This is a genomic window from Candidatus Peregrinibacteria bacterium, from assembly GCA_016699145.1.
In the GTDB taxonomy this organism is placed as follows: domain Bacteria; phylum Patescibacteriota; class Gracilibacteria; order UBA1369; family 2-02-FULL-48-14.
In genome coordinates this window covers 1,008,900-1,031,733 of record CP064962.1, presented here as the reverse complement: position 1 = coordinate 1,031,733, position 22,834 = coordinate 1,008,900, and the positions used below count along the sequence as shown (strand labels likewise).

The following is a 22,834-nucleotide window of genomic DNA, read 5'->3' as shown; positions in this document are numbered from 1 at the left end:
CAGAGTTTAGAGGCTAATCCAAAAAAAGACCAGCGTGTTGATGTTCTATTGGTGGGCCCAGGGCCCTATGTTAGAATTCGGTTCTCCAAAAAAAATTTAAAATATGCTTGCTTCCGGACTTCGCCAAAAATATCTGAATTTCTTTGCTCAAAAACATGGGCACAAGATCATTCCCGGCTCCAGTTTGATCCCTGAAAACGATCCGACGGTTTTGTTCACTACGGCAGGAATGCATCCGCTGGTGCCTTATTTGATGGGTGAAAAACACCCGGAAGGGACGCGCCTCGTGGATGTGCAAAAATGCATCCGCACTGGGGACATTGAAGAAGTGGGCGACCGGACGCATTGCACTTTTTTCGAAATGCTGGGGAATTGGTCGCTGGGCGATTATTTTAAGGAGGGAGCTATTAAAATGTCTTATGAATTTTTGACGGAAGAGCTGGGTATCGATCCCAAAAACTTGGCTGTGACTTGTTTTGAAGGAGACGAAAATGCGCCTCGCGATGAAGAGGCGGCTGCCATTTGGCGCTCACTGGGCATGCCGGATGAACGCATCGTCTTCCTTCCTAAAGAAGACAACTGGTGGGGGCCCGCTGGACAAACCGGCCCGTGTGGACCAGACACCGAAATGTTCTACTGGACCGGTGAAGGTGCGGCGCCCGAAATCTACGACCCCAAAGACAAACGTTGGGTGGAGATTTGGAACGATGTGTTCATGCAATACAACAAGAACGAAGACGGTTCCTACACTCCCCTCGCCCAACAAAATGTAGATACAGGAATGGGACTTGATCGTGTGACACCCATTTTGCAAGGCCGCGACAATTTGTACGAAACAGAACTCTTCGCGCCGGTGATCGCTCACATCCGCAAATTGGCTCGCAGCGAAAACATCGTGAGTGAACGCATCATTGCGGATCACATTCGCAGTGCGACTTTTATTTTGGGGGACGAACGCGGAGTGACTCCTTCGAATGTGGACCAAGGTTACGTGCTGCGGCGCCTCATTCGTCGTGCCATTCGCCATGGACGCAAGCTGGGCATTGAAGGCGCTTTTACTTCTGATCTGGCTCGTCTTTTCATCGGTATTTATGGCGAAGTTTACAAAGAATTAGCGAAATATGAAAAACGTATTGTGGACAGTTTGGACAAAGAAGAAGAGCAGTTTCAAAAGGCGTTGGCCAACGGAGAAAATGAACTCGAAAAAGATGTGCTGCGTGTGAGCGAAGCCGTGGAGGCTTTGGCTTTAGGCTCCACCGTGGCTCGCCTCGAAACCGGACTCAATGCCCTCAGCCAGGTGGTGGGCAACAAAGATGTGCTTGCCATTTTAAACCCAATTTTGCGACCAGTGCTTGGAAAACTTCGCGCGGAATTCAAGGCGGCGGCGGCTGAAAAAAACGTGGATGAAAGCGTGCTGCTTACGGTGCGCGACGTGGCCATGGGCCTACGAAATTCTGGCTGGACTTTACGCGGCGAACGGGCCTTTTTTTACTTTGAAAGTTTTGGATTTCCTTTGGAAATGACCGTAGAAATGATGAAGGAGCGCGGCATTAAGGTGGATACCGAAGGGTTTGAAAAAGCCTTTGCTCAGCATCAAGAAAAGTCGCGTGCAGGCTCTGAACAAAAGTTTGCAGGAGGACTTGCTGATCACAGTTTTGAAACGACCAAATTGCATACCGCGACCCACCTCATGCTCGAGGCGCTGCGCCGCGTGCTCGGCAAAACCGTGGAACAAAAAGGTTCCAACATCACTCAAGAACGCCTGCGTTTTGACTTCAATTATTCCGACAAATTGACTCCTGAACAAATCGCTCAAGTTGAAAAAATTGTGAACGATGCGATTCAAGCGGATTACCCTGTACGCTTTGAAGAGATGAGCGTCGAACAAGCGCGCAAAATCGATGCAACGGGAGTTTTTGTGGACAAGTATGAAGGCGAACTCGACGGGCGCGTAAAAGTCTATTTCATGGGCGATTACTCCAAGGAAATCTGTGGAGGCCCTCATGTGGAACATACGGGACTTTTGGGTAAAAACTTCAAAATCGTTAAAGAGGAGGCGTCTTCAGCTGGCATTCGGAGGATTCGTGCGATTTTAGAGTAGTTTTCGCTTGCAATGGGCCGCTTCCCAACCGAGCATGGCTGCTTTTCGAAGGGGGCCCCAATGATAATGGCCAAATTGTCCTCCAGCTTGAATCACTCGATGACAAGGAATTAAAAAAGAAACCGGATTGTTCCCTACTGCGCTTCCTACAGCACGACAGGCTTTGGGATTTTGGATTTGAGCTGCTACTTTTCCATACGTTGAAATTTGTCCTTCAGGAATTTTTAATAAGGCTTCCCAGACCTTGAGCTGGCAAGGAGATCCTTTTAGATGCAGTGTTAATTTTTGAGGTGTTTTGATTTTCTCAAAAAAAGTCAGCGCAGCTCTTTGAAAATGGGTTTCTTTCTCTATAAAAGTCGCTTTTGGAGTGTGAGATTTAAACTCCTTCAATACGGCTTTTTTATCTTCTCCAAAGGCTAAATAATTCAGGCCTTTGGAAGTGGATGCCACAAGTGCTTGTCCAAAAAGAGTCTCAAAAAAATGGTAGCTGAGGACTAAATTTTCGCCTCCATTCTTGTACTCTCCAGGTGTCATGGCTTCGATGTGCAAAAAAAGATCGTGGAGACGGCCCGTGCCTGAAAGACCTGTTTTTAATGCCGTTTCTAGTGTGCCATCCTGTGCGGCAAGCCGTTTCTTTGCATGGTCCAAACTGAGAAATTGTATGAATTTCTTTGGGCTTACTCCAGCCCATTCGGTGAATGATTTCTGAAAATGAAAAGAAGAAAGCCCCACATGAGCTGCTATTTTTTCTAGGCTGGGTTGGTTTTTGAAATTCTTTTGTAGAAAATCAATGGCCCTAGCGATGCGATTGAAGTCGGATGTTTTTTGCATGCTCATAAAAACTGTTTGCAGGTTAATTGTTTGTTTGTTTTTCAGCAATCCGATTCTTGCTTTTATTTATTGATTAGAAAAGTAAAAAAGTGTAAAGTAAAAATGTAAAATAATTTTACTTTTATGGCTTCTTATATCCTCAGCATTTCTCCCAAAGGACAAATCACCATTCCTGTTTCGGAGAGGCGAAAATTCAAACATCAAAAATGCTTGTTGGAAGAGAAAAGCAATTGCTTTGTCCTTAAGCCCATTGAAATCAAAGTATTAGAGGACGATTTGGAAGATTTTAATGCTTTGGCCGAATCGAGTTTTGATTTTTGGTCCACAAATGCAGACGATGTTTATCAAAACCATTTGGATCAAAAATGACTATAAAACTTCAGCAAGGAGATCTTGTCCTCGTTCCTTTCCCTTTCAGCGACTTGAGTGCAGTAAAGAGTCGCCCTGCTCTTGTTGTTTCCAACAAAACACTGAAAGGCGAAGATTGTATTTTGGTCGCAGTGACCAGTCAAAGTTCTAAAAAAAATCAAATCAAATTGAACGATCACGATATGGCACAGGGCAGTTTGCCTGTTCAATCTTACATTCGTCCCAGTAAAATCATCAGTTTAAAAAAGAGTATCATTCGTCGTGTTTTTGGAAAGTTGAAAAAGAAAAAACTCAAAGAAGTTGAAGTCGCTTTATTTGGATATTTAAAAATGAAGTGACCTTTACGCCAATTCCCCTTTCAAGTAAAAGTCGGCGGTTTCGGTGACGAGCACATTTGCGAATTTTCCAACGAGAGGGCGACCACTGCGGAACTGGATTTCTTTGAACTCGGGTGTGCGGCCACGGCAGGTTTGTCCGATTTGTTCGGTGACTAAAACTTCTACGGTTTTGCCGAGGAAAGCCGCGTGTTTTTTGGCGGCCGTTTGGGTGAGCAAGTCATTGAGGCGGTGCCAGCGAGTGGCCTTTTCATCGTAGCTCACGTCGTCGGGTAGGGTGCGCTGTGAGTAAGTGCCTTTGCGTGGTGAATAACGAGAAAGGAAGCACATGTCCCATTCCATTTCTTCGTACATTTTGTAAGTGTTTTCAAATTCTTCCTCCGTCTCGCCACAGAAACCCACAATGATGTCGGTGCTGATGGCGCAACCGGGAATGGCAGCCTTTATTTTGTGCATGATTTCTTTGTATTCGGGTGTGCGGTAGTTGCGATTCATGCGACGCAAAACGGCATCGTCGCCGGACTGCACAGGCATATGGATGTAGGGACAAATTGTTTTGAGACTGGCGAGCGTTTCAATGAGTTCATCAGAAAAATCGCGAGGGTGGGGCGAGGTGAAGCGGAGGCGCTTGAGGCCTTTTTCGGAAAGTCTGTCCACCTCGCGCAGCAAGGCGGCAAAGGGGCTGGAAGGTTTTCCGGCGGCATTGAGTCCGAAGCGAGCAAACGTGCCAGATTTTTTATCGTTGAAACTGAGTCCATAAGAATTCACCGTTTGCCCTACAAGCGTGATTTCCACCGCCCCTTCCTGCACGTGTTTTTGGCATTCGGCAAGAATTTCATCAAAGTCGCGGCTTTTTTCGCGGCCGCGAGTGAAGGGGACAATGCAGTAAGTACAAAATTTGTCGCAGCCCGTGGTGATGGGCACAAACACTGAATAATTCGTGGATTTTTTAGGTGCGATTTGAAAATAATTTTCTAAAGTGCCTTCGTCGAGCTGGTCGCTGAACTTGAGATTTGGATCCACTTCTTGCAGCAAGTTGGGGAGCTTGGCCACGTCTTCAATGCGCAAAGCGATGTCCACTTCCGGTAGGGTGGTGAGGATGGGATCACGCTCACTTTTCAGTTCGTCAATGAGCTCCCCTTCTTCGTCACGGGCAGTTTTTTGAGTGGAAGTTTTTTTGATCATGCAGCCGGTCACGGCGATTTTTATGCGAGGGTTTTCCTTGTGCAGACGGGCCATGACTTTGCGCAGTCCATACACTCGATCTTCGGCTTTTTGTTTGACACTGCAAGTGTTGAGTACCAGCACATCCGCTTCACTGTCGAAGGCTTCAGGCTGAGAAGCTTGAGCATTGGCAGCTTGGGTGGCCACATAGCCCAGGCGCTCCAAAACGCTAGCCACCCGCTCGGAGTCGGAATAATTCATGGCGCAGCCGTAGGTTTGAATTGCGTATTTCATAAAGGGTTCACTTCGCGGATGCCGAAGATACCAGAAGCCAGTGAATAGGGGAATTGCTTTCTTATATGATTGAATTTTTGAATCAGCACACTCATTTTTTCTTTTTGTTCTTGGATGAGTTTAAACAATTCCGTGAGATCCTTTTTGGCCTCTAAATACATCACGTTTTTTAAAGTAGAATTGGCAATGAAATGTTGCACGTCTTTTTCAAATTCAAAGTCTTGAGCCAAGCTGCTGGGGTTTAGAAATGCGGCCCTTTTCTGTACCAAAAAATTCCATGCATCCGTCACCCCTTCCCCTTCTCGAGCGCCCTCCAACAAAAAAGGCGTTAAGTCCCGGACTTTTTCCAAGTCTTTTTTTAAAATGTCTTGGTGGTGCTTCAATTGATCCAAATGATGCATTAAAGTTTGTCTGAGCCACAGCAAAGCGATGAACGCAAGAACGAATAGGCCGGCAAAGAAAAGGATGAAATTGGGCATGATTAGGAGTGAATGGCGCATTGGTCTCGCACGTCCAGCATAGCACGAGTGTTGCCGTGAGGATCCTCTATGTTTTTGATGGCAAAAAATTGTTGATTGGAAGACGTGGTGATTTCCATGGCTCCAAAATGCAAGAGATGGCCTAGTAGGCCCTGTTCAATGCCTTTGATGTCTTGAATATCCTCGACCAAAGCTTCTGAAATTTGTCGATGAAAAAGATCGATTTGATTGTGAGAAATGATGCGTTCGTTGGTCACAATCACAATGTCCAATTCTTCATTCAGCCAACGCAAGTAAACAAAAAGCAGAATGAATAAAGCGTAAACTAAAAAAACTAAAAGATAAGTCCAAAAAACAGTCCCATGAGTGGAGGCCCAGAGGATTTCTCCAAACCAAATTCCAAGGAGCAAAGGCAGAATTCCAATGATGAGAAAAATAGCCGAAATTTTTACGTCAATGATCCAATGTTTGCGCACGAGCAACTGGATTTTTTCATTGTTTTTTTGTCCCGGAAAGCGCAGTGTTTTTGGAGTTTTCATGCGAGCTTAAGGCTTGAATTAAAAGGTGAGCGGTGCGATCCCAAGAGTACGTTTGAGCCGCTTTTTTTTGACGATGGATTTGGGCTTGTCTTTGAGCTGAGTTTTCCAGTGGTTTCAGTATAGCGTCTAACGCGTTTTTTTTCGAGGGATTCCAAAACAGCGCCGTTTCTTTGGACACTTCTCGGTTCACGGGCAAATCGGTGACCACGGCCGGGGTGCCGGCGAGCATGGCTTCGAGTAAAGGCAAATTGAAACCTTCACTGTCAGAAGCATGTACAAATGCAAAGGCATTTTGCAGCAATTGAAAGGCCTCGGCATCGGATTTAGGGCCCAGTGAAATCAATGCCGAATGCTTGGGTAAAGCCGGATACAGTTTGGATTTTTGATGAGGCTCCCCAACGAGAATCAGGCGAGATTCGGGATGCTTTTTATGGTACTCCAAAAAGCGTTCCACCAGCAAAGGCACGCGTTTACGCAATTCATAGCCGCCCAAATAAACCAGATCTTTATGCTTCTTTTGGGTTTTTGAGGGCCGCGCAGCGGGTGAAGGGATTTTTACGGCATTGGGCAGAAGCAGTGCTGCCGGGATGCCCAATTCATGCTGAGTGGCCTTGGAGACGCTGAACAATTGATCCATGTGAATGAGAGTGCGTCGGGCTTCACGGTGGTACTTTTTTTTCAGGGCATTGCCTTGATAGCGAGGATCTTTCCACAAAATGAGATCGTGAACGGTCATCGCCCGGCGGTGAGGACTGACGTTTGGCAAAGGGCACGGGTAGGGATAATATTCCCAATCCACATTGAGGTGGAAGAAAAAAGCAGGCACTTGCACCTTTTCCCAAAACCATTTTTTCAGGCCGAGATGAGGCAGAAAAGCGAGCGGTTTTATGACGTGAACTTGTGTTTTTTTTAGGCCCATGCTCTGGAGTTCTGCTGCTGGCAAGGCTTTGGGAAGCAAGACCGTGAGCTGCATCTTTTGGCGGAGCAAGGCTTCAATGAGACCCTTGCAATGCCGACCAATTCCAGTGTGTGGCTGCGTTAGGAACCAGCCTTGAAAACCGAGGCGAAGGTTCGTCTTTTTTTTACGAGTTGGATGCGATTCAGTCATGGAAATAAGAAAGGAGTTGCCATGCGATTTTTTCGGTGACGGTGCTCGTCACATGTTTTGCGGGGCGAAGAGGTAAGGTGAGCAATTGTGGCAGAGCTGCTTCTGTTTCATCGGCGATTTGAAAGAGCTCTGATTCCAGACACATGACCTGGGCGTTGGCGATTTGATCGCCACGACTCGCGTGCCGGCCCAGCGGGTAAAGCAGAGCAGGAATTTGAAGCGCATGCAATTCGGCCAGGGTGTTGGCGCCGGCACGAGTGAGCGCGAGCGAAGCGAGCGCGTAGAGGTCGTTCATGCCTTTGTCCACGTATGGAAATTCAATCCAATGTTTTTCTTTAAGAAATTTCTTTCGTGTTTGCCCACTGATGTGGATCACATCAAAATGTTCCAATAATTGTTTTTTTTCTTTTTCCACCAAGGTATTGAGTTGTTGCGAACCGCTGCTTCCACCCATCACCAGCAGCACGGGTTTTTTGCCAGTGAAGCCCGTCCATTTTTGTCCTTTTTTAATGCTGCCTTCGTAAAGGGAAAGTCGCACAGGGTTCCCCACAACTTCGATTTTTTTTTCGTAAGCGGTCAGATGCATGTGTGCTGTTTCATGGGCCAAAATGATTTTTTGAGCGAAGGGTGCCGAAAGCCGAGTGGCCAGCCCCGGAATCGCATCTGAATCGTGGATCACAATGGGCACACGTCTGAGCCAAGCCGCTAAAACCACTGGGAAGGCGACGAAGCCCCCTTTGCTGAATAAGACCGCAGGATGCAGGGAGCCGAGCTTCCACCACGCCTCCACCACTCCCCAAGGAATGCGAAAAAGATCCAAGAAATTTTGCAAATCAAAATAACGCCGCATTTTTCCAGTGCTAATGGCCGTGTAAGGGATTTCTGCCTGAGCGACGAGCGTCTTTTCAATGCCGTTTTTAGAGCCCAAATAAAAGAGCGCGGCCTTGGGTTCAAAGGCGCGAATAGCGTCCGCTATAGCGAGGTTGGGTATAACGTGCCCGGCCGTACCTCCTCCTGTCAGCACTATATTCGTTTTTTGCATAGCTTTGTGAAATGTTGAGCAGCACCCCGATGGCAAAGAGAGTCATCACCATTGAAGAACCTCCATAACTCATGAACGGCAGCGTGATTCCCGTGATGGGGAACAGCGCGGTGTTCACCATGATATTAACGAAAGCTTGGATGGTAATCCAGGTGCTGATTCCCGTGGCGAGCAGCATGCTGAATTTATTGGGAGCGTGACTCGCGATTTGAAAGCCGCGATAGGCAATCGTCGCGTACAAAAGCACAATGAGCGACATGCGCACGAAGCCCAATTCCTCTGCCGTTGCTGCGAAAATAAAATCATCCACGGCTTGGGGCAACCAAAAGGATTTTTGAATGCCTTGCGTGAGTCCTTTGCCCCAAAATCCTCCGCTCCCAATGGCGATGTTGGCTTGCTTGGTTTGCCAGCAATAATCTTCTCCATCGCACTCTGAAACAGGTTGAAAGAAGGCCTGTACGCGCGTTTGGATGTGGTCTTGGGTGCTGAACGCAATGAGCGCAAAAAATGCTCCGATGCCCAGCACCACCGCGATGTGTTTTATGTTCGCCCCTGCAATGTAATAAATCACTCCAGCGATGGCGGCCAAAATGATGGCGGAACCCACATCCGGTTGGGATACAATGAGCCCAATGATGAGCCCCGCGATGAGTGCGAATTTTAAAAATCCTTCTTTAAAATCTTGAAGTTTTTCGTAGGAAATTTTTTCGGATAAAAAATAACTGAGGTAGAAGATCAGTCCCAATTTAGCGATTTCAGAAGGCTGTACAGAGTCGATGAAAGGCAGGGCGGGCAAATTGATCCAGCTCTTTGCAAAAGTTCCATTTTCGTCTCCAGCGGCGAGCACGTAAACCAGCAAGGCCACCCCCGCGATGTAAAAAAGGGGAGCCAGTGTTTTCCATGCTTTGTAGGGCATTTTCCACGCAATGAGCATGGCCACGAGACCTAAAGCCGCCCGCACCACGTGTTTTTTCAAAATCAGATAGCAGTCCACGGCTGCATCGGCACAGTTCCCATAAGCCAAGTCGGGGGCAGACAGTCGGATGGATTTGGGTACTCCAATCGAGGTGATCATCACCACTCCAATGAGCACTAAAGCCAAAACCGCCAGTAAAAGCACACGGTCGTATTTTTGGTTCTTGAATAAGCTCACAAATTTGGCGAAAGAGTGAGCTTAGTTTAGCGGAAGAGCTTCATCAAGGCAAAGTTGCCATGTGAGGGATCACGGGTGTGCCTACAAAACCAGTTGCGTGAGCAATGAATGTCCTTAAGTGTGCTGAATTTCCATGAGTCCCTGTTCGAGATAAACGATCTGCTACTGCAGCTTGACGAGTGAGTTCCCCGAGCAAAGTTGTTACGTTCCCATCGTTCCATGACAAATTACGAGGTGCGCCAATGAAACCTGCCAATTGCGCTTTGAATTGTTGTTGTTGTGCGGGTGCTAGGGCCATCACAGCGGCTGGAGTTTGATTGAGTAAACCGTAATTGCGCACAAAGAAGCCAGCATTGAGTTTGTCGAAAATTCCTGAAAGGTTTGCGGGGGTTGCTGCGTTGACGGTGGTTCCTAGGTTTCTTTCCAAACTTTCTTCTTGGTAAAGTGGGTCAATGCTTGGAAGCACTGTTCTTGCGAGTCGTGATAACATAGCTCTCAGTGCCGTTTGTTTAAGTCTTACATCGGGATCTACATCATTGCCTGGAGTTCCATCTCCGATTTCATTCATTTTTGCTAGAATTCTACTCCTAAATAAGGCCTGGGTCATACGAGTGACTTTTACTCCTGTCACTTCTTCAATTTGTGTTTTGAGTGCATCCTTATCGGTCTTTGTCCCATCCAAGACGGCTGTAAGGAGAGTTGGATCCATAAGATTTATAAAGTGATCTCTGAACTCATCTCGTTCCCATCCACGTAAAAAGGCTGAACGAGCTCTTCGAAGGTTGACCCCTGTTTTGCCACGTACTGCCTTTCCGAGTTGATTTCCAAATTTAGCGTAGTCGATGGTCTCTGATTTTGGTGGGAATAGCACTCCCAAACGGGTAGCTGGAAGAGTGGCCCCAGTCGGTGTGGCTAATAAACGAGCGCGTGCTTCGTTGATGCGAGTCCTGATTGCAGCCCATTTTGCCCGTGTGACAGTATCCGTTGCTGGGATTGCACTTAATAGGCCTAAGGCTCCTCCGTTGTCTGGGTCTAGAGGATAAGGAGCAGTTGCTGGAGCAGGTGTGGGGCCTATCAGTGCTTCAGTGAAACTGTTGAGGTCGTCAGCGGTGATTCTTTCTTTAGGCGAGAAGTTAAAGAGCTGGCAAATTTGTTCACGTACTGCATCGGGCTCTTCATACATTCCTTCTTCTAGAGCTTGATCGCTTGCAAGAGCATGAAAGGCCTTTTCGTAAGCAGCTAATGGTTCTATGTTGCCTAAGAACTGTACGACTAAACCTGTATTCCCTTTCACATGCTCCATGAGTGTGTCTCCAAACTTTTGCATATCTTTACTGAGTTTCACATCTTCAGTAGCGGGTTCTGCAATTTGAGCTACGTTGGCCTCAGTAACCCATTGACGAGCATTTTGCATCGCTTGCACAACAGTGTGGAGGCTATGGTTGGCGTGAACATTACGAAGGTCGTGAATATGTATATGTTCTCCAACTGTTGGATCTGCGGCATTAGGTCCAGGGGTGATGTGACAGCCCAGTCTGAGTAAGACTTGCGTAGACTCATTTAAAAACTGGGCTCGAGTTTCGATATCCGGTCCAAATAATTTTGAGAACTGTTCGTTTGCTTTTTTTTGCCCTTTGGCAGTGCTTAGGGCCTTAGTAAAGTTGGGCTGATGAAAGAAGAGACTATAGTGTCTGTGTAAATCCATCTCATTTATTGTCGCCATAAGACCTTCTACGCTGTGGTGGTACGATTGTGGATTGTCTTCATCTGGATGAAAACCTAAAATTTGTCCAGTTAAATCGGTATAGTTTGGCGTTATTTTTTCCGGAGGATGGTTTGGAATTCCTAACGCCAGGCCAATGAGCCAAGCGTATACATTGCTTCCGGCTCTCAGTTTATCCAAACCAAGAGTATCCAAAGCGTCGTTGAAAAGACGAGCTATATCAGGAGTAGTGACTTCTCCTTTTCTGTATTTTCTGTAAAAATCACGGACAGTTGTTCCTGTTTCAATGAGATCAGCAATCGTTTCATCTCCCAACTCGGGAATTGTAGGCTTTTTACTTTTCTTGGTAGCAGCTCCATGTCCATGTCCTCCACCCGCCTCTGCTGCGGGAGATGCTTCTTCTCTAAAAGCACCGTCGTCATTGGCGGGCTTCATTCTATCCATTACATCTTGAACACGATTCTTAAGGTCTCCTCTCATCTCATCAAGCCTAGGGTTCCTGCGATCTGAACCAGGCACTGCATCGGGCACCTCTCTTGAGCCGTCGAGTTTTCGTGCTGCTTGTCCCATATTTATTTTAACTTTTTAAGGATTAGGCTGCTTTTCTGTGAGCAGGCTTACGATGAGCAGGGGCATGGGCATCGTGTCCGTGCTTTTCCTCATGTCCGTGAGTTTCCCCATGACCGCCTTCAGCAGGAGCGTGGGCATCGTGATGAGTGTCATTAGCAGGAGTTGGATGCGCGGCATCTGTGTGTCCATGGCTTCCGTGGCCTTCTGTTGCGTGAGCGTCGTGAGCCTCATGCCCGTTTTCATCGTGACCATGTCCGTCGTGATCATCATGGCCTGCTGGATGTTCTTGTGTTCCATGTGAGGTTCCTTTCGTACTGCCGCCAAAGGCTTTGGGCGTTGGGAATTTTCCACCCCCTCCTCCCACTGCCTTGTGCAATCCATCTCCGATTCCAGCAGCCACGCCATATAAAAGGCCTGCTGTCCCGGCAACCAGTCCAGAAGCCAAACGTGTTAAATCTTTAGTTGCTTTCAGGGTATTCTTGAGCAACTTCCATGGAGCTGTCCATCCTTCTAGTTTTTGATATTCGGGTGGTTCTAAGAGCTTGGTTCCAGTAGTAAATCCTGCCCCTGCCGTTACAAACGGCCTGCCCACCATTTCAGAAGCTCCTGCAAGCAGATTTTGGGCGACTGTAGGTGCTTTTTCTGCCACTTTTACGGTGGCGTAAGTGAGCCCCGCTGCGGTAAGTAAACCTGCGCCTGCAACAGCTGCTGTTGTTCCAGCGGCCACTTTGCCAAGGGTGCTCCATCCTTCTCCATTGGATTCAGTCTCTTTACCAAAACCCCACACGTCTTTAATCAGTCGTTTGAAGTCGCTGGTCATCTTGTTTACCGGTCCTTTGGGGGCATGAGGGGCTCCTTCGGGAGGATTGGCTCCAGCATTTTCAGGTGCGGGAGGGTGGTCCGGTGCCGGGCTGGGTGCGGGTGCTGACATGGTTTTATTTAAGTCTGTACATTATACATCTTTTTTAAGGTTTGAGCAAGACATTTGATGGCGCTTTTGGACTTTGGGGTTGGCTGCGTTTTGGCTTTTGACTAGAGGCTATCTCAAAAAAAGGAAAGAGCAAGAACGCAGAGGATTTTAAGCTTTTGTAAGCAAAATAATCCAGTTCTTGCCTTTAAGAGTGGATGGACGGGCACGAAATCAGTGCCGTCCTAAATACTCTGGTCTTTTTTTGAGATAGCCTCTATAAGGATGTCATGAAACACTCCGCTTCCTCTCAAAAAACGGCAAAGAAATTGGATCAAGTTTGGAAGTTTTTTGCTCCCATCACTTTACTGTGCTTGGTTTTGGATCAACTGAGTAAAAACTGGGCCAACACACAGCTCACTCTTGGCGAACGGGTGGACTTTGGATTCAATCTTTCTCACAATTCAGGGTTGGTTTTTGGCTTTCACATGCCACTTTGGGGCACCTATTTTTTAACTCTTGGTATTTTGATGCTCGGTTTTTATGTGGTGGTGCAAAACTGTTTATGGAAGCATAAAAGTCATCTTTTGCCTCTGGCGTTCATTTTTGCTGGCGCGATTGGAAACCTGATCGATCGCGTGCATTACGGCTACGTTATAGATTTCATCCAAGTTTATTGGTGGCCCACTTTCAATTTAGCCGACGTTTTTATTGTGATGGGCGTGGCCATTCTTGCGTGGCAGACTTTGATTTCGGAAGAAGCGCTCGAAGAATTATAAAAAATAGTTCTTCGCAGAAAACTCGAATTGCTCTGGCGAATCGTATCAAAAAAACATTTCAGTTGTATCAAAATGATACAATTCTAGAAGAGCTTGCGGGTCAAACGGGTCAAGCGAGAGTTGCGTAGCCTCTATGCTGTGATCACTTTGGATTCGTGAGTGAGGCGCGTCATCAGGTCGGCGGGGCCTTCTTTGCCGGTGATGATTTTGAACATAGTGAAAACTTGACTCAAAAACCAAATTTCACCCGAAATCACGTGAGGCACTTGCATGGCTTTCGCCTCCTCTAAAAAGAGGCTGGTGCGTCCGTAAACGGCGTCCAGAGCGAGCATGACGTTTTTCCATAAAGGGAAGGGCACCAGTGTGCTTTGGCGATCCTGATTGCTGGAGGCAGTCGCATTGATGATGAGGTCGGGTAGTGCATTCCAATGCTCCAGATTTTCCACCCATTCAATGTTCATTTTTTGGGCAAAAGCCTTGGCGCGTTCGGGCGTTCGATTCCAAATGGCGACCCGAGCTCCTTCTTTTTGTAGACCGTAAGCCGCGGCACGAGCCGCCCCTCCGGCGCCCAAAATGAGTGCTTGTTTGCCTTCCAACTTGGGCATGGCGGTTTTCAAAGCTCCCATGGCTCCGAGCCAATCGGTGTTGTGACCCACGAGTTTTCCATTCTGGTGGAGTATCAAATTGACCGCACTCACCGCTTTAGCTTCTTCGGTGGATTCGTCCAAGTATTCCATGGAAGGTGTTTTGTAAGGCATGGTCGCAACCACTCCCGCAAGTTCACCGCGTTTCAGTTGCTCCATGACTTCTGGAAACGCTTCAGGGAGCACGTCGAGGGTCTTGAACTCCGCATCAATGCCCAGCTCTTTGAAGCCGCCGTTGATCACGGGGGTTGTCAAACAAAAGCTCAGCGGATGACCGATGATTAAATAACGCTGGGTCATTATTTCTTTTTCAAAGACATGAAATCATTGATGCCTTCGACGGCTTTCAACACTTCAATGGGGAGCATCCAAATGGTGGTGTTGGACTCATCCGAAGAAATGTCGTTGATGGAGTCGAGGGTGCGCAGGTGCAAAGCGCCGGGGGTTTCGGCCAGCATTTTTGCGGCTTTGGCGATGTTTGCAGCGGCGATGACTTCTCCTTCAGAACGAATGATGGTGGCACGGCGTTCACGCTCGGCTTCAGCTTGTTTACCGATGGTGCGCTTCATGTCGTCGGGGATCAAAATGTCTTTGAGTTCCACATTAACCACCGTGATACCCCATTCTTGAATGGTGGAATCCACAATGTTTTTGATTTTGTCAGAAAGACTTTCGCGTTTGGAGAGCAAATCGTCCAAAGTCACCTCACCCACCACGTTGCGCATGGTGGTTTGAGCCAATTGGCTGGTGGCATAATAGAAGCTTTCTACGTTGAGTACGGCTTTGCTCGCATCCGTCACTTTGAAGAACAAAACGGCGGTCACGCCCACAGAAATATTGTCTTTTGTCAAACATTCTTGAGGAGGCACTTCTACGGCGCGCAGACGTAGATCCACTTTTTTCATGGATTGAATCACAGGGAAAATCAAACGCCAACCAGGTTTAATGATGCTGCTGAATCTACCCAAAGTGAATTTTACACCTCGTTCATATTCATTGACTTGGCGAATGCTGACCAAAATAATGACAACGAAAAGGAAAATGAGGAAGGGCAAGTAAGCAGGCATAGTTTGAGTTTAAGACAATGCTATTCTAACAAGCTTTCCCAGTTTTTCCAAAACACTTTTTGCAGGGATGTATAGGGCAGTTCCAAACCTTTATAAAGGGTGTTTCCGTCTTCAGGTGTTTTATCGAGGCTGGATTCAAATTCTCCTGCAGAAAGAATCCAAATGTAATCGTTATAAAGATCTTTTAAAAAGTCTTTGTCTTTATCTTCATAACTGGTCACGATGTTGTCTGTTGCAAAAAGAATGCGATCTTGAAATTTCTCGAAGAACTCTGCGTAAGCCTCTGTGTTTTCACTGATGGTGCGGAATCCCTCCAAGGCAAAATTGGTGCTGCCGAAACTGGTGTCCACATATAAATTTGGGTACTCGGTCATGAGCTGAGTCAAGCGATTCAAAGATTTGGAAGAAAGACAGTAATGCGGACAAATGACCTCTAAATTGGGGTAAAGCGTGAGCACATTTTCCAATTCATTTTTGTACTCCCCTGCGTTCACTGGCAGCATGAGCAGGGCCTTTTCTTCCTGCAAAACGGCATAAAGTTCGGTGAGTTTGGGATCATCCAGAGGCAGCACATGCGAATAAGTGTATCCGTTGTAAAGTTTGAGCCCCACGGCTCCTTCTTGTAAGCAGTCTTTTAACATTTGCACACGATTCACATCGTTGGGATCTACAGTGCAGAAAAATTCAAAACTTTCTTCGGCTTGTTTGGCGATTTGTTCCACCAAAGTGTTGCTTTCCAATACTTTGCTCAAAGAAACTTTCTCTCCTGAAAAATAAAGCAAATCTTCGGGAATGGCATGTAAAACTGTGGTGCGGATGTTGAGTTCATCCATCACGTTTTGAAGATTCACGACGTCTCCCATCTTTTCGATGGATTCATGGACGTTCACAATGGGCGGCAAGGACGGACTGGCTAAAGCAACTTGTACGACGAGCACAAGCAGGGCCAAAGCCCAAAGAATGGGGGTGTTTCGTGACATAAGCGTGGATTACAAAGAACAGTATGGCATACTATGAAAAATGTGCAAGTTATGGCCCAAATTTATCCTTTCTCGTCGTTCCCAAAATCCGTGCTGGCGGGGGTTTATAATGGGGACGTTTTGACCTCATTGCCCTTCCCTGTTCAAATGCTGAAACAGGTGCATGGAACCGAGATTGTGGAGGTGAAAAGTGTGGGGCCAGAAGTGGAAGGTGATGCCCTGTTCACTCGAGTGCCTGGGGTGAGATTGCTCATCAAAAGTGCGGATTGCATCCCCTTGGTTTTGGCCGATGCAGAGGCGGGGCTGGTGGCCGGTGTGCATGCGGGCTGGCGAGGGCTTGTGGCAGAAATCGTGCCTAAGACCTTGGAGCGACTGGCGGTGGAAGGAGCGGAGATGGCACGTTTACAGATTGGAATTGGCCCTTCTTTGGGTGTGGAATGTGCACGGTTTACGGAGCCTTTTAAGGAAATTCCTGAAAAATACCATTGGGCCATTCGGGATGGGCAGGTGGATTTGTGGGCGATTTTGGAGCGGCAACTGCGGGACTTTGGCGTGGATAGGAACCAAGTGGAGTGGATGAAAGAGTGCACCGCCTGTCATTCGAAGTGGTTTTCGTGGCGACGGAATGCGGATGTCATGCGCTTTGGAAGCTTTATTGAGCTTGTGGTTTGATTCTGATAAACTGCAGGCATATGCAAGCAAAAATCGATTTCGCTGTCGGAGGTCAAGCCGTGATTGAAGGCGTGATGATGCGTTCCCCTCATTATTATACGGTGAGCGTGCGTGATCCGCAGGGTAAATTGAAAGTGAAACAGGCCGCTTTTCAAAGCTGGACAGAGCGCTATTCTTTTTTGAACATCCCTCTGCTGCGGGGCTTGGTGCATTTGTTTGAATCCATGCGCATCGGTTATGGGGCTCTCAACTTTTCGAATGCCGTGTTTATAGGGGAAGATGAGGAAGAAGCTCGAGGCCCGGTGGCACGAGTTTTGTGGATGATTTTCACGGTGTTTTACACCCTTTTCATGTTGGGAGTGACACTGTTTTTGCTCAAATTTTTGCCCCTTTGGGTGGCGGAGCAAGCGGCTGAATTTTGGCCCGTCGTGAAGGCCAACTATCTACTCTTCAACTCCATCGATGGACTGACGAAAATTTCTGTGTTTTTGCTCTATATTTCTTCGATTGCGCTGCTGAAAGACATCCGTCGCGTGTTTCAATATCATGGAGCTGAACATAAATCCATTTGGACTTATGAAAAAGGTCTTCCTCTTACGGTGGAACATGCGCGGAAACAAACGCGTTTTCACCCGCGCTGTGGCACGAGTTTTATTTTTATTGTGATTTTGATGAGTGTTTTTGTCTACACTTTGATTCCTCCTGTAGATGGCTTTTGGGGCATGCTGGGGCAGCGCGTCGCCGTGATTCCTTTGGTGGCCGGCGTGAGCTATGAAACCCTCAAACTCAGCGCTCGTTTTCAAGATAAAAAATGGGTGCAAGTTTTTGTGGCTCCGGGTCTTTTTTTGCAGCGACTCACCACTCGTGAACCGGACGATGAACAATTGGAAGTGGCTTTGCATTCTCTCAAAGCTTCGCTCGAAGTGGAAGGTCACACCGTGCCCGTGATTTAATTTCATCTATGGAAATCCGAAAAATTGTCCGTAAAAAGCCGCGCATCGCCATGCTCATCGATACTTGGTTCCCGGTGCACACGGGCGAGCAAGTGTATGCGGCTAAACTTTCAGAAGCCTTGGCCCGTGAATACGGCTATGAAGTGGATATTTTTACGCGTGCCATTCAAGGAAAACTGACGACTGAAGAAAGGGCCGTGGAAGATGCGGAAGCCATTCGTGTGAAACGCATCGGTTTTGCCAGTCATCCTTGGAACCATCTTATGCAACTGTGGTATGTGCTGCGCGTGTTTTTAGCGCTTGTTTTTGCAGGTAAAAAATATCGCCTTTACCATGCTCATACCGCCACTTCTGCTTTTGCAATGAAGGCCGCATCTTGGTTTACGGGTGTGCCCACCTTGCTCACCGTGCATGCCAACCATGTGTTTGATCGCAGTTGGACTTTGAGAAAAATCGTGCATCGCGTGATGTTTTTGGAAACGAAATACAGTCAGCAGCTCAGTATTGGAGAAGCCTTTTTGAAAGCCAACAACGTGAATGAAAATGTGATGGTGGTGCCTTATGGAGTGGACACCGCTCCTTTTGATGCGGTGGAAGCCGAAAAAGATCCTGAAAAATTCAATGTGCTTTATGTGGGGCGTTTGGATCTTGCCAAGGGATTGGATCTGCTTTTTAGAGCCACTCAAAAAGTGATTGAGAGCAATGGATTCATTCAGTCGCACAAAGATTTTCAATTGCATTTGGCGGGCGTGGGCCCCGACCGGGCCATGCTCGAAGGTTTGGCTGATAAATTGGGCATTCAAAAATACATCCGGTTTCATGGCTTGGTGCAAGGTGAAGCGTTGATTCATCTTTATAAAAACTCCGATCTTTTTGTTTTGCCTTCTCGGTTGGAAGCCCTCCCTTTTGCAGTGCTGGAAGCCTGCGCCGCGCGTTTGCCCATTTTGGCGACTCAAGTGGGGGATTTGAAAAAATTGGTTTTAGAAAAACTCAACGGACATTTGGTGGAACCGGACGATGTGAATGAAATGGCTTTTTATTTGGAGCATTTTGCCAGCAATCCTTCATTGGAGCGCTTGGGCCAGGGCAGTTACGAATTGGTGATGCAAGAATACAATTGGGATTTGATTTTGGAGAAAATGCTGCGCATTTATGAACGTGTGATTCAAGAGCGAGCACTGAGAAAAATGGCTCAAAAAGACACTTTACTCAGCCCCTTTACTTTGCCTTGTGCCTTGCTGCGTTCGCGCATCTATCGCAAGCATTCCAATCAAAAAGTGCCTTTTCAATTTTGTATGACTGTCGATCTCTTGCAAGAAAGTTCCGGACTGCCGCATGAAGACTCTTTGCTCTTGCCTTTTTTGGAGCGCTATTCGGAATTTTCAGCTCAATGGAATATGCCCAGCACTTTTTTTATGCCGTCCGATTTATTGGAATCGTTTGGCGAAGAACTCAGCGGTTTGAGCGAAAGTGGGCATGAAATGGGCGTATATTTTTTGCAAAAAGAATGGCTGAGCATGCCTCTTAAAAAGAAGGCTTTGCGAGAGGCTCGTGATGCAGTCACGGCTCTGGGCTTGAATGCGCTGCGTTTTTTCAAAGCTCCCCTTCCCCCAGATGAAGAGGACTTGGAAGCGGCGCATGAATTGGGGTTCGACTGCTTGCCCATCACGGAAGATCCCGACCCTATGATTGTGTGGCGTTATGGCCTTCCTTTTGGAAAAATCGTGCGCATGAATGTGGAAACTTTGCTCCGTCTTTCAGACAAAGAGTGGTTGGAAACTCTGCATCGTATTCGCAATTATCAAAAACAAAATGGCGTGAAGCCGTTCATTATTTTTGAGTGGAACAGTCTTGAATTTGGCGATGGCGCTTCGTTCACGGAAGTGGCTAAAAAACTCAGCCTGCTGAAGGAAACCTTTGGCCTAGAGTTCATGACCTTGAGCGAGTTTTGTAAATCCTGTAGTATATAAGCTTGTCTTTTTTATGTTTTTATTCACTTCCGAATCCGTCACCGAGGGTCATCCCGATAAAATTGCAGATCTGATTTCGGATGCGGTTTTGGATGCCATTTTGAAGGCGGATCCCAATGGACGTGTGGCATGTGAAACTTTGGTGACGACGGGGCTTGTTTTATTGGCGGGTGAAATCAGCACCACGACTTATGTGGATATTCCTAAAATCGCTCGCAGTGTGATTGATGAAGTGGGTTACAACGATGCCTCTTACGGTTTCGACTCCAAGGCTTGTGCGGTTTTGACGGCCATTGATGAACAAAGCCCGGACATTGCTTTGGGTGTGGATACGGGCGGCGCTGGGGATCAAGGAATGATGTTCGGTTATGCATGTCGTGAAACACCCGAGCTCATGCCCTTGCCTATTGCTCTGGCCCATCAGCTCACGGCGCGCCTGGCTGAAGTGCGGAAGAGCGGCCTGCTGCCCTATTTACGCCCGGATGGGAAAAGCCAAGTGACGGTGGAGTATGGAGACGATGGCAAAGCTCGACGCGTGCATACGGTGGTTTTGTCCACACAGCATGGGCCCGAAGTCGATCAGCAGCAAATCAAAGAAGACGTTTTGCGCGAAGTGATTCGTCCGGTGTGCGGGGCTTATTTAGATGAGAAGACGATGCTTCATGTGAACCCCACGGGACGCTTCATTATTGGAGGCCCTCCAGGGGACAGTGGCCTCACCGGGCGAAAAATCATTGTGGACACTTATGGAGGCATGGGGCACCACGGAGGCGGATGTTTTTCGGGAAAAGATCCCAGCAAAGTGGATCGCAGTGGGGCCTATATGGGCCGCTACATTGCTAAAAATTTGGTGGCGGCGGGCTTGGCTGAAAAAGTGGAAATTCAAATTGCTTATGCCATTGGCGTGAAGGAACCGGTTTCGGTGTATGTGAACAGTTTTGGCACAGCTAAGGTTTCGGATGCTCAGCTTGCCGAATGGGTGAAGGAGGAATTCGATCTCACTCCAAATGGAATTATTGAAACTTTGGATTTGCGCCGTCCCATTTACAAAAAGACGGCTGCTTATGGGCACTTTGGTCGTGAACTCCCTGAATTTTCTTGGGAGAAAACCGATCGTGCCGCTGCCCTCGCCGCTCGCCTTGTTTAACTCTTTTTCCATGCCTTTGAAAAAAACCACTTCCTCCAAACTTGCGACCCAAGGTCGGCTGAATATTGAACTTGCCGAAAAAAACATACAGGCACTCATGGTGATCCGCGCTCGTTTCAAAAAGGAGCAGCCCTTTAAGGGACTTCGCATTGGGCTCGCGCTACACATCACAAAAGAGACAGCGGTTTTAGTGCGCACTTTGCGTGATGGCGGAGCGAAGGTGGCTCTGTGCAGTTGCAATCCTTTGTCCACGCAAGATGACATTGCAGCGGCTTTGAACACTGAAAAAAACATTGAGGCTTATGGGCACAAAGGCGAAAGCACCAAAGACTATTATGCTTATTTGCAAAAAGTGCTGGATTTTGCTCCGCATTTGGTGATTGATGACGGTTGTGATCTTGTGACGGCTTTGGCTACGCGAGAACGCAAAAAAGCCGCTCAAGTGCTGGGCGGCTGTGAAGAAACAACGACGGGAGTTTTGCGACTCAAGGCCATGGAAAAAGAAGGGGTGCTCCCCTTCCCCATGATTGCAGTGAACGACAATCAAACGAAACATTTGATGGACAATTTGTACGGCACAGGTCAGTCCACTTTGGATGGAATTTTGCGCGCCAGCAACACTTTGTTTGCGGGCAAAACGGCGGTGGTGGCTGGCTATGGTTCTTGTGGAAAAGGAGTGGCTCTGCGCCTGCGTGGCATGGGCACTCAGGTGATTGTGACTGAAGTGGATCCTTTTAGGGCTTTGCAAGCTGCGATGGATGGACACCGCGTGATGACGATGAAGGAAGCGGCTCCCCTTGGAGATTTGTTTGTGACGGTGACCGGGGATATTGATGTGATCACGGTGGCTCACGTGAAGGCCATGAAGAGCGGTGCCATTTTGGCGAATAGCGGGCATTTCGACTGTGAAATCGACATGAAGGGCCTTCGTGCCTTTGCGAAGACGGTGTGCGCCATACGGCCTTCTATGCAGGAATTTACGCTGCCGAGCGGTAGGGTGATTTATGTGCTGGGCGAAGGACGTTTGGTGAATTTGGCCGCGGCGGAGGGACACCCCAGCGAGGTGATGTCTTTGAGTTTTTGTGGGCAGGCCCTTGCGTGTGAATATTTGGTGAAGAATGCCAAAAAGCTGGAGGCCCGTGTCTACACCTTACCTAGCGAAGTGGATCAGGGGATTGCAGCCTTGCAACTCAAGGCCTTGGGCCTTCGCATCGACACGCTCACGGCCAAGCAAAAGCACTACCTGCGTTCATGGCAGGAGGGGACTTAAGCTTTGGTGTAAATGATTTTACCGTGATTCAATATTTCCGCTTTAAAACGAGGATCTTTTATGGCGTCTAAATAAACCACGTCGAACTGATAAGGGATGACGGTTTCCTCTTCCAAATCCAGTTTAAAATGGAGAGAGTCGGAGCTTTCAGGATTTTCTAAAACAAGACATAGATCCACATCCGAACGTTCTTTGTGAGTGCCTTTTGCACGGGAGCCAAATAAGATGATTTTTGAAATCTCTGGCACTTTTTTCGCTAAAGCCTGAATGCTGGTGAGCTGTTCTTCTTTGAGACCGATGTCTTTTTTATTGGAGACTGTCATGCAAGGTTTTTAAAGTAGTGGCATAAGGTCCTATGATTTCTTCGCACAACTTTTGAGCCAAGGCTTCATCGTAATTGTGGGAGCTGTCATTCCTATCACTGAGCATCTTAAGCCAAAGCTCCCCATTGTTTATGAGCTTGGCTTCATACGCTGCACGAACGACTTCTTTTGGAGAAGTGCTTTGCTGATTCAATCCTTCTTCCAATTGAAATTTAAGTAGTTTCCATGCCAGTTCTATGCAAAATTCAAAATGCTGAATCAGGCCGGCTCGAATGGTTTTATTTTCTGGATTTTTTTGATACTCAAGAACTGCTTCTTCCAGAGCAGCCAGTGCTTTTTTGTAGTTCTCCTTTTTATGTTCCCATTTGAGTGTATCCATTGTTTGAAATGTTTGATTCACTTTTAGTATAAACA

23 protein-coding genes and 1 pseudogene are annotated in these 22,834 nt (G+C 47.4%); 10 read left to right on the top strand and 14 right to left on the bottom strand.

All coding sequences use genetic code 11. From position 1 onward, the window contains the following. Positions 1 to 103: 103 nt before the first annotated feature. Together IPG41_05785 and IPG41_05780 are read left to right on the top strand one after the other, a co-directional pair. Positions 104 to 1,207, top strand: a pseudogene (locus IPG41_05785) (alanine--tRNA ligase). 231 nt (positions 1,208 to 1,438) lie between these two features. After that, positions 1,439 to 2,101: a hypothetical protein gene (locus IPG41_05780; protein QQR55666.1), complete on the top strand. Its 663-nt coding sequence runs from the start codon at positions 1,439 to 1,441 to the stop codon at positions 2,099 to 2,101. On the opposite strand, the gene IPG41_05775 is transcribed toward IPG41_05780, so the two are convergent. Further along, positions 2,093 to 2,938 (bottom strand): methylated-DNA--[protein]-cysteine S-methyltransferase, encoded by an 846-nt coding sequence (locus IPG41_05775; GenBank protein ID QQR54669.1) that lies wholly within the window; start codon positions 2,936 to 2,938, stop codon positions 2,093 to 2,095. The genes IPG41_05780 and IPG41_05775 overlap by 9 nt on opposite strands. 117 nt (positions 2,939 to 3,055) lie before the next feature. Between IPG41_05775 and IPG41_05770 the strand changes: the two genes are divergently transcribed. Beyond that, positions 3,056 to 3,301, top strand: a complete 246-nt coding sequence (locus tag IPG41_05770; protein QQR54668.1) for a hypothetical protein — start codon at positions 3,056 to 3,058, stop codon at positions 3,299 to 3,301. After that, positions 3,298 to 3,639 (top strand): type II toxin-antitoxin system PemK/MazF family toxin, encoded by a 342-nt coding sequence (locus IPG41_05765; GenBank protein QQR54667.1) that lies wholly within the window; start codon positions 3,298 to 3,300, stop codon positions 3,637 to 3,639. Before IPG41_05770 ends, IPG41_05765 begins: the two co-directional genes overlap by 4 nt. Before the next feature lie 3 nt (positions 3,640 to 3,642). Here the strand turns inward: IPG41_05765 and miaB are convergent, their stop codons facing one another. From miaB to IPG41_05725, 8 genes are read right to left on the bottom strand one after another with little or no spacing between them, the layout of a single operon-like run. Next, positions 3,643 to 5,094 (bottom strand): tRNA (N6-isopentenyl adenosine(37)-C2)-methylthiotransferase MiaB, encoded by a 1,452-nt coding sequence (miaB, locus tag IPG41_05760; GenBank protein QQR54666.1) that lies wholly within the window; start codon positions 5,092 to 5,094, stop codon positions 3,643 to 3,645. Next, positions 5,091 to 5,573 carry a hypothetical protein gene (locus IPG41_05755; GenBank protein ID QQR54665.1) on the bottom strand — a complete coding sequence of 161 codons (483 nt, stop codon included), beginning with the start codon at positions 5,571 to 5,573 and terminating at the stop codon, positions 5,091 to 5,093. Before IPG41_05755 ends, miaB begins: the two co-directional genes overlap by 4 nt. Before the next feature lie 2 nt (positions 5,574 to 5,575). Beyond that, positions 5,576 to 6,112, bottom strand: a complete 537-nt coding sequence (locus tag IPG41_05750) for a hypothetical protein (GenBank protein ID QQR54664.1) — start codon at positions 6,110 to 6,112, stop codon at positions 5,576 to 5,578. Then, the gene (locus tag IPG41_05745) at positions 6,066 to 7,220 is read right to left on the bottom strand and encodes a glycosyltransferase (GenBank protein QQR54663.1); all 1,155 of its coding nucleotides are present in this window, start codon (positions 7,218 to 7,220) and stop codon (positions 6,066 to 6,068) included. Before IPG41_05745 ends, IPG41_05750 begins: the two co-directional genes overlap by 47 nt. Then, positions 7,213 to 8,262 (bottom strand): UDP-N-acetylglucosamine--N-acetylmuramyl-(pentapeptide) pyrophosphoryl-undecaprenol N-acetylglucosamine transferase, encoded by a 1,050-nt coding sequence (locus IPG41_05740; protein ID QQR54662.1) that lies wholly within the window; start codon positions 8,260 to 8,262, stop codon positions 7,213 to 7,215. Before IPG41_05740 ends, IPG41_05745 begins: the two co-directional genes overlap by 8 nt. After that, positions 8,171 to 9,415, bottom strand: a complete 1,245-nt coding sequence (locus IPG41_05735; protein QQR54661.1) for a cell division protein FtsW — start codon at positions 9,413 to 9,415, stop codon at positions 8,171 to 8,173. Before IPG41_05735 ends, IPG41_05740 begins: the two co-directional genes overlap by 92 nt. Positions 9,416 to 9,458: 43 nt before the next feature. Further along, complete coding sequence (locus tag IPG41_05730; GenBank protein ID QQR54660.1) at positions 9,459 to 11,708, bottom strand: hypothetical protein; 2,250 nt, start codon at positions 11,706 to 11,708, stop codon at positions 9,459 to 9,461. Positions 11,709 to 11,730: 22 nt separating this feature from the next. Further along, complete coding sequence (locus tag IPG41_05725; GenBank protein ID QQR54659.1) at positions 11,731 to 12,639, bottom strand: hypothetical protein; 909 nt, start codon at positions 12,637 to 12,639, stop codon at positions 11,731 to 11,733. A 266-nt stretch (positions 12,640 to 12,905) separates the two neighbouring features. On the opposite strand from IPG41_05725, the gene lspA reads away from it, so the two are divergent. Next, on the top strand, positions 12,906 to 13,394 hold the full coding sequence (gene lspA, locus IPG41_05720) for a signal peptidase II (protein QQR54658.1): 489 nt from the start codon (positions 12,906 to 12,908) through the stop codon (positions 13,392 to 13,394). Positions 13,395 to 13,525: 131 nt separating this feature from the next. Here lspA and IPG41_05715 read toward each other — a convergent pair whose 3' ends face one another. Genes IPG41_05715 through IPG41_05705 form a run of 3 tightly spaced genes read right to left on the bottom strand, consistent with a single transcriptional unit; the run spans position 13,526 to position 16,085 of the window. Further along, positions 13,526 to 14,338 carry an NAD(P)-binding domain-containing protein gene (locus IPG41_05715; GenBank protein ID QQR54657.1) on the bottom strand — a complete coding sequence of 271 codons (813 nt, stop codon included), beginning with the start codon at positions 14,336 to 14,338 and terminating at the stop codon, positions 13,526 to 13,528. Then, complete coding sequence (locus tag IPG41_05710) at positions 14,338 to 15,105, bottom strand: slipin family protein (protein QQR54656.1); 768 nt, start codon at positions 15,103 to 15,105, stop codon at positions 14,338 to 14,340. The genes IPG41_05715 and IPG41_05710 overlap by 1 nt, the downstream gene beginning before the upstream one ends. A gap of 20 nt (positions 15,106 to 15,125) precedes the next feature. Further along, positions 15,126 to 16,085 (bottom strand): amidohydrolase family protein, encoded by a 960-nt coding sequence (locus IPG41_05705; protein QQR54655.1) that lies wholly within the window; start codon positions 16,083 to 16,085, stop codon positions 15,126 to 15,128. Positions 16,086 to 16,136: 51 nt separating this feature from the next. Here IPG41_05705 and IPG41_05700 point away from each other — a divergent pair, with 51 nt between their 5' ends. From IPG41_05700 to IPG41_05680, 5 genes are read left to right on the top strand one after another with little or no spacing between them, the layout of a single operon-like run. Further along, a complete protein-coding gene (locus tag IPG41_05700; protein ID QQR54654.1) occupies positions 16,137 to 16,757 on the top strand; it encodes a polyphenol oxidase family protein in 621 nt (206 codons plus the stop codon). Positions 16,758 to 16,777: 20 nt separating this feature from the next. After that, on the top strand, positions 16,778 to 17,710 hold the full coding sequence (locus tag IPG41_05695; protein QQR54653.1) for a DUF1385 domain-containing protein: 933 nt from the start codon (positions 16,778 to 16,780) through the stop codon (positions 17,708 to 17,710). A gap of 8 nt (positions 17,711 to 17,718) precedes the next feature. Then, positions 17,719 to 19,680, top strand: a complete 1,962-nt coding sequence (locus tag IPG41_05690) for a glycosyltransferase (protein ID QQR54652.1) — start codon at positions 17,719 to 17,721, stop codon at positions 19,678 to 19,680. 13 nt (positions 19,681 to 19,693) lie between these two features. Then, entirely contained in the window at positions 19,694 to 20,827 is a 1,134-nt protein-coding gene (locus IPG41_05685) for a methionine adenosyltransferase (GenBank protein QQR54651.1), read from the top strand. Between the two features lie 10 nt (positions 20,828 to 20,837). Beyond that, a complete protein-coding gene (locus IPG41_05680) occupies positions 20,838 to 22,097 on the top strand; it encodes an adenosylhomocysteinase (GenBank protein QQR54650.1) in 1,260 nt (419 codons plus the stop codon). Here the strand turns inward: IPG41_05680 and IPG41_05675 are convergent. After that, positions 22,094 to 22,420 (bottom strand): nucleotidyltransferase domain-containing protein, encoded by a 327-nt coding sequence (locus tag IPG41_05675; protein QQR54649.1) that lies wholly within the window; start codon positions 22,418 to 22,420, stop codon positions 22,094 to 22,096. The genes IPG41_05680 and IPG41_05675 overlap by 4 nt on opposite strands. Further along, on the bottom strand, positions 22,404 to 22,799 hold the full coding sequence (locus IPG41_05670) for a nucleotidyltransferase substrate binding protein (protein ID QQR54648.1): 396 nt from the start codon (positions 22,797 to 22,799) through the stop codon (positions 22,404 to 22,406). Before IPG41_05670 ends, IPG41_05675 begins: the two co-directional genes overlap by 17 nt. Positions 22,800 to 22,834 lie beyond the last annotated feature (35 nt).

What these genes read in the sequence shown, in the direction of transcription:
- IPG41_05695 (QQR54653.1), top strand. Translation starts at nt 16,778, where the DNA reads ATGCAAGCAAAAATCGATTTCGCTGTCGGAGGTCAAGCCGTGATTGAA.
- IPG41_05685 (QQR54651.1), top strand. Translation starts at nt 19,694, where the DNA reads ATGTTTTTATTCACTTCCGAATCCGTCACCGAGGGTCATCCCGATAAA.
- IPG41_05700 (QQR54654.1), top strand. Translation starts at nt 16,137, where the DNA reads ATGGCCCAAATTTATCCTTTCTCGTCGTTCCCAAAATCCGTGCTGGCG.
- IPG41_05740 (QQR54662.1), bottom strand. Translation starts at nt 8,262, where the DNA reads ATGCAAAAAACGAATATAGTGCTGACAGGAGGAGGTACGGCCGGGCAC.
- IPG41_05750 (QQR54664.1), bottom strand. Translation starts at nt 6,112, where the DNA reads ATGAAAACTCCAAAAACACTGCGCTTTCCGGGACAAAAAAACAATGAA.
- lspA (QQR54658.1), top strand. Translation starts at nt 12,906, where the DNA reads ATGAAACACTCCGCTTCCTCTCAAAAAACGGCAAAGAAATTGGATCAA.
- IPG41_05680 (QQR54650.1), top strand. Translation starts at nt 20,838, where the DNA reads ATGCCTTTGAAAAAAACCACTTCCTCCAAACTTGCGACCCAAGGTCGG.
- IPG41_05675 (QQR54649.1), bottom strand. Translation starts at nt 22,420, where the DNA reads ATGACAGTCTCCAATAAAAAAGACATCGGTCTCAAAGAAGAACAGCTC.
- IPG41_05710 (QQR54656.1), bottom strand. Translation starts at nt 15,105, where the DNA reads ATGCCTGCTTACTTGCCCTTCCTCATTTTCCTTTTCGTTGTCATTATT.
- IPG41_05725 (QQR54659.1), bottom strand. Translation starts at nt 12,639, where the DNA reads ATGTCAGCACCCGCACCCAGCCCGGCACCGGACCACCCTCCCGCACCT.
- IPG41_05780 (QQR55666.1), top strand. Translation starts at nt 1,439, where the DNA reads ATGGGCCTACGAAATTCTGGCTGGACTTTACGCGGCGAACGGGCCTTT.
- IPG41_05770 (QQR54668.1), top strand. Translation starts at nt 3,056, where the DNA reads ATGGCTTCTTATATCCTCAGCATTTCTCCCAAAGGACAAATCACCATT.
- IPG41_05690 (QQR54652.1), top strand. Translation starts at nt 17,719, where the DNA reads ATGGAAATCCGAAAAATTGTCCGTAAAAAGCCGCGCATCGCCATGCTC.
- IPG41_05670 (QQR54648.1), bottom strand. Translation starts at nt 22,799, where the DNA reads ATGGATACACTCAAATGGGAACATAAAAAGGAGAACTACAAAAAAGCA.
- IPG41_05730 (QQR54660.1), bottom strand. Translation starts at nt 11,708, where the DNA reads ATGGGACAAGCAGCACGAAAACTCGACGGCTCAAGAGAGGTGCCCGAT.
- IPG41_05705 (QQR54655.1), bottom strand. Translation starts at nt 16,085, where the DNA reads ATGTCACGAAACACCCCCATTCTTTGGGCTTTGGCCCTGCTTGTGCTC.
- IPG41_05715 (QQR54657.1), bottom strand. Translation starts at nt 14,338, where the DNA reads ATGACCCAGCGTTATTTAATCATCGGTCATCCGCTGAGCTTTTGTTTG.
- IPG41_05765 (QQR54667.1), top strand. Translation starts at nt 3,298, where the DNA reads ATGACTATAAAACTTCAGCAAGGAGATCTTGTCCTCGTTCCTTTCCCT.
- IPG41_05745 (QQR54663.1), bottom strand. Translation starts at nt 7,220, where the DNA reads ATGACTGAATCGCATCCAACTCGTAAAAAAAAGACGAACCTTCGCCTC.
- IPG41_05755 (QQR54665.1), bottom strand. Translation starts at nt 5,573, where the DNA reads ATGCCCAATTTCATCCTTTTCTTTGCCGGCCTATTCGTTCTTGCGTTC.
- miaB (QQR54666.1), bottom strand. Translation starts at nt 5,094, where the DNA reads ATGAAATACGCAATTCAAACCTACGGCTGCGCCATGAATTATTCCGAC.
- IPG41_05775 (QQR54669.1), bottom strand. Translation starts at nt 2,938, where the DNA reads ATGAGCATGCAAAAAACATCCGACTTCAATCGCATCGCTAGGGCCATT.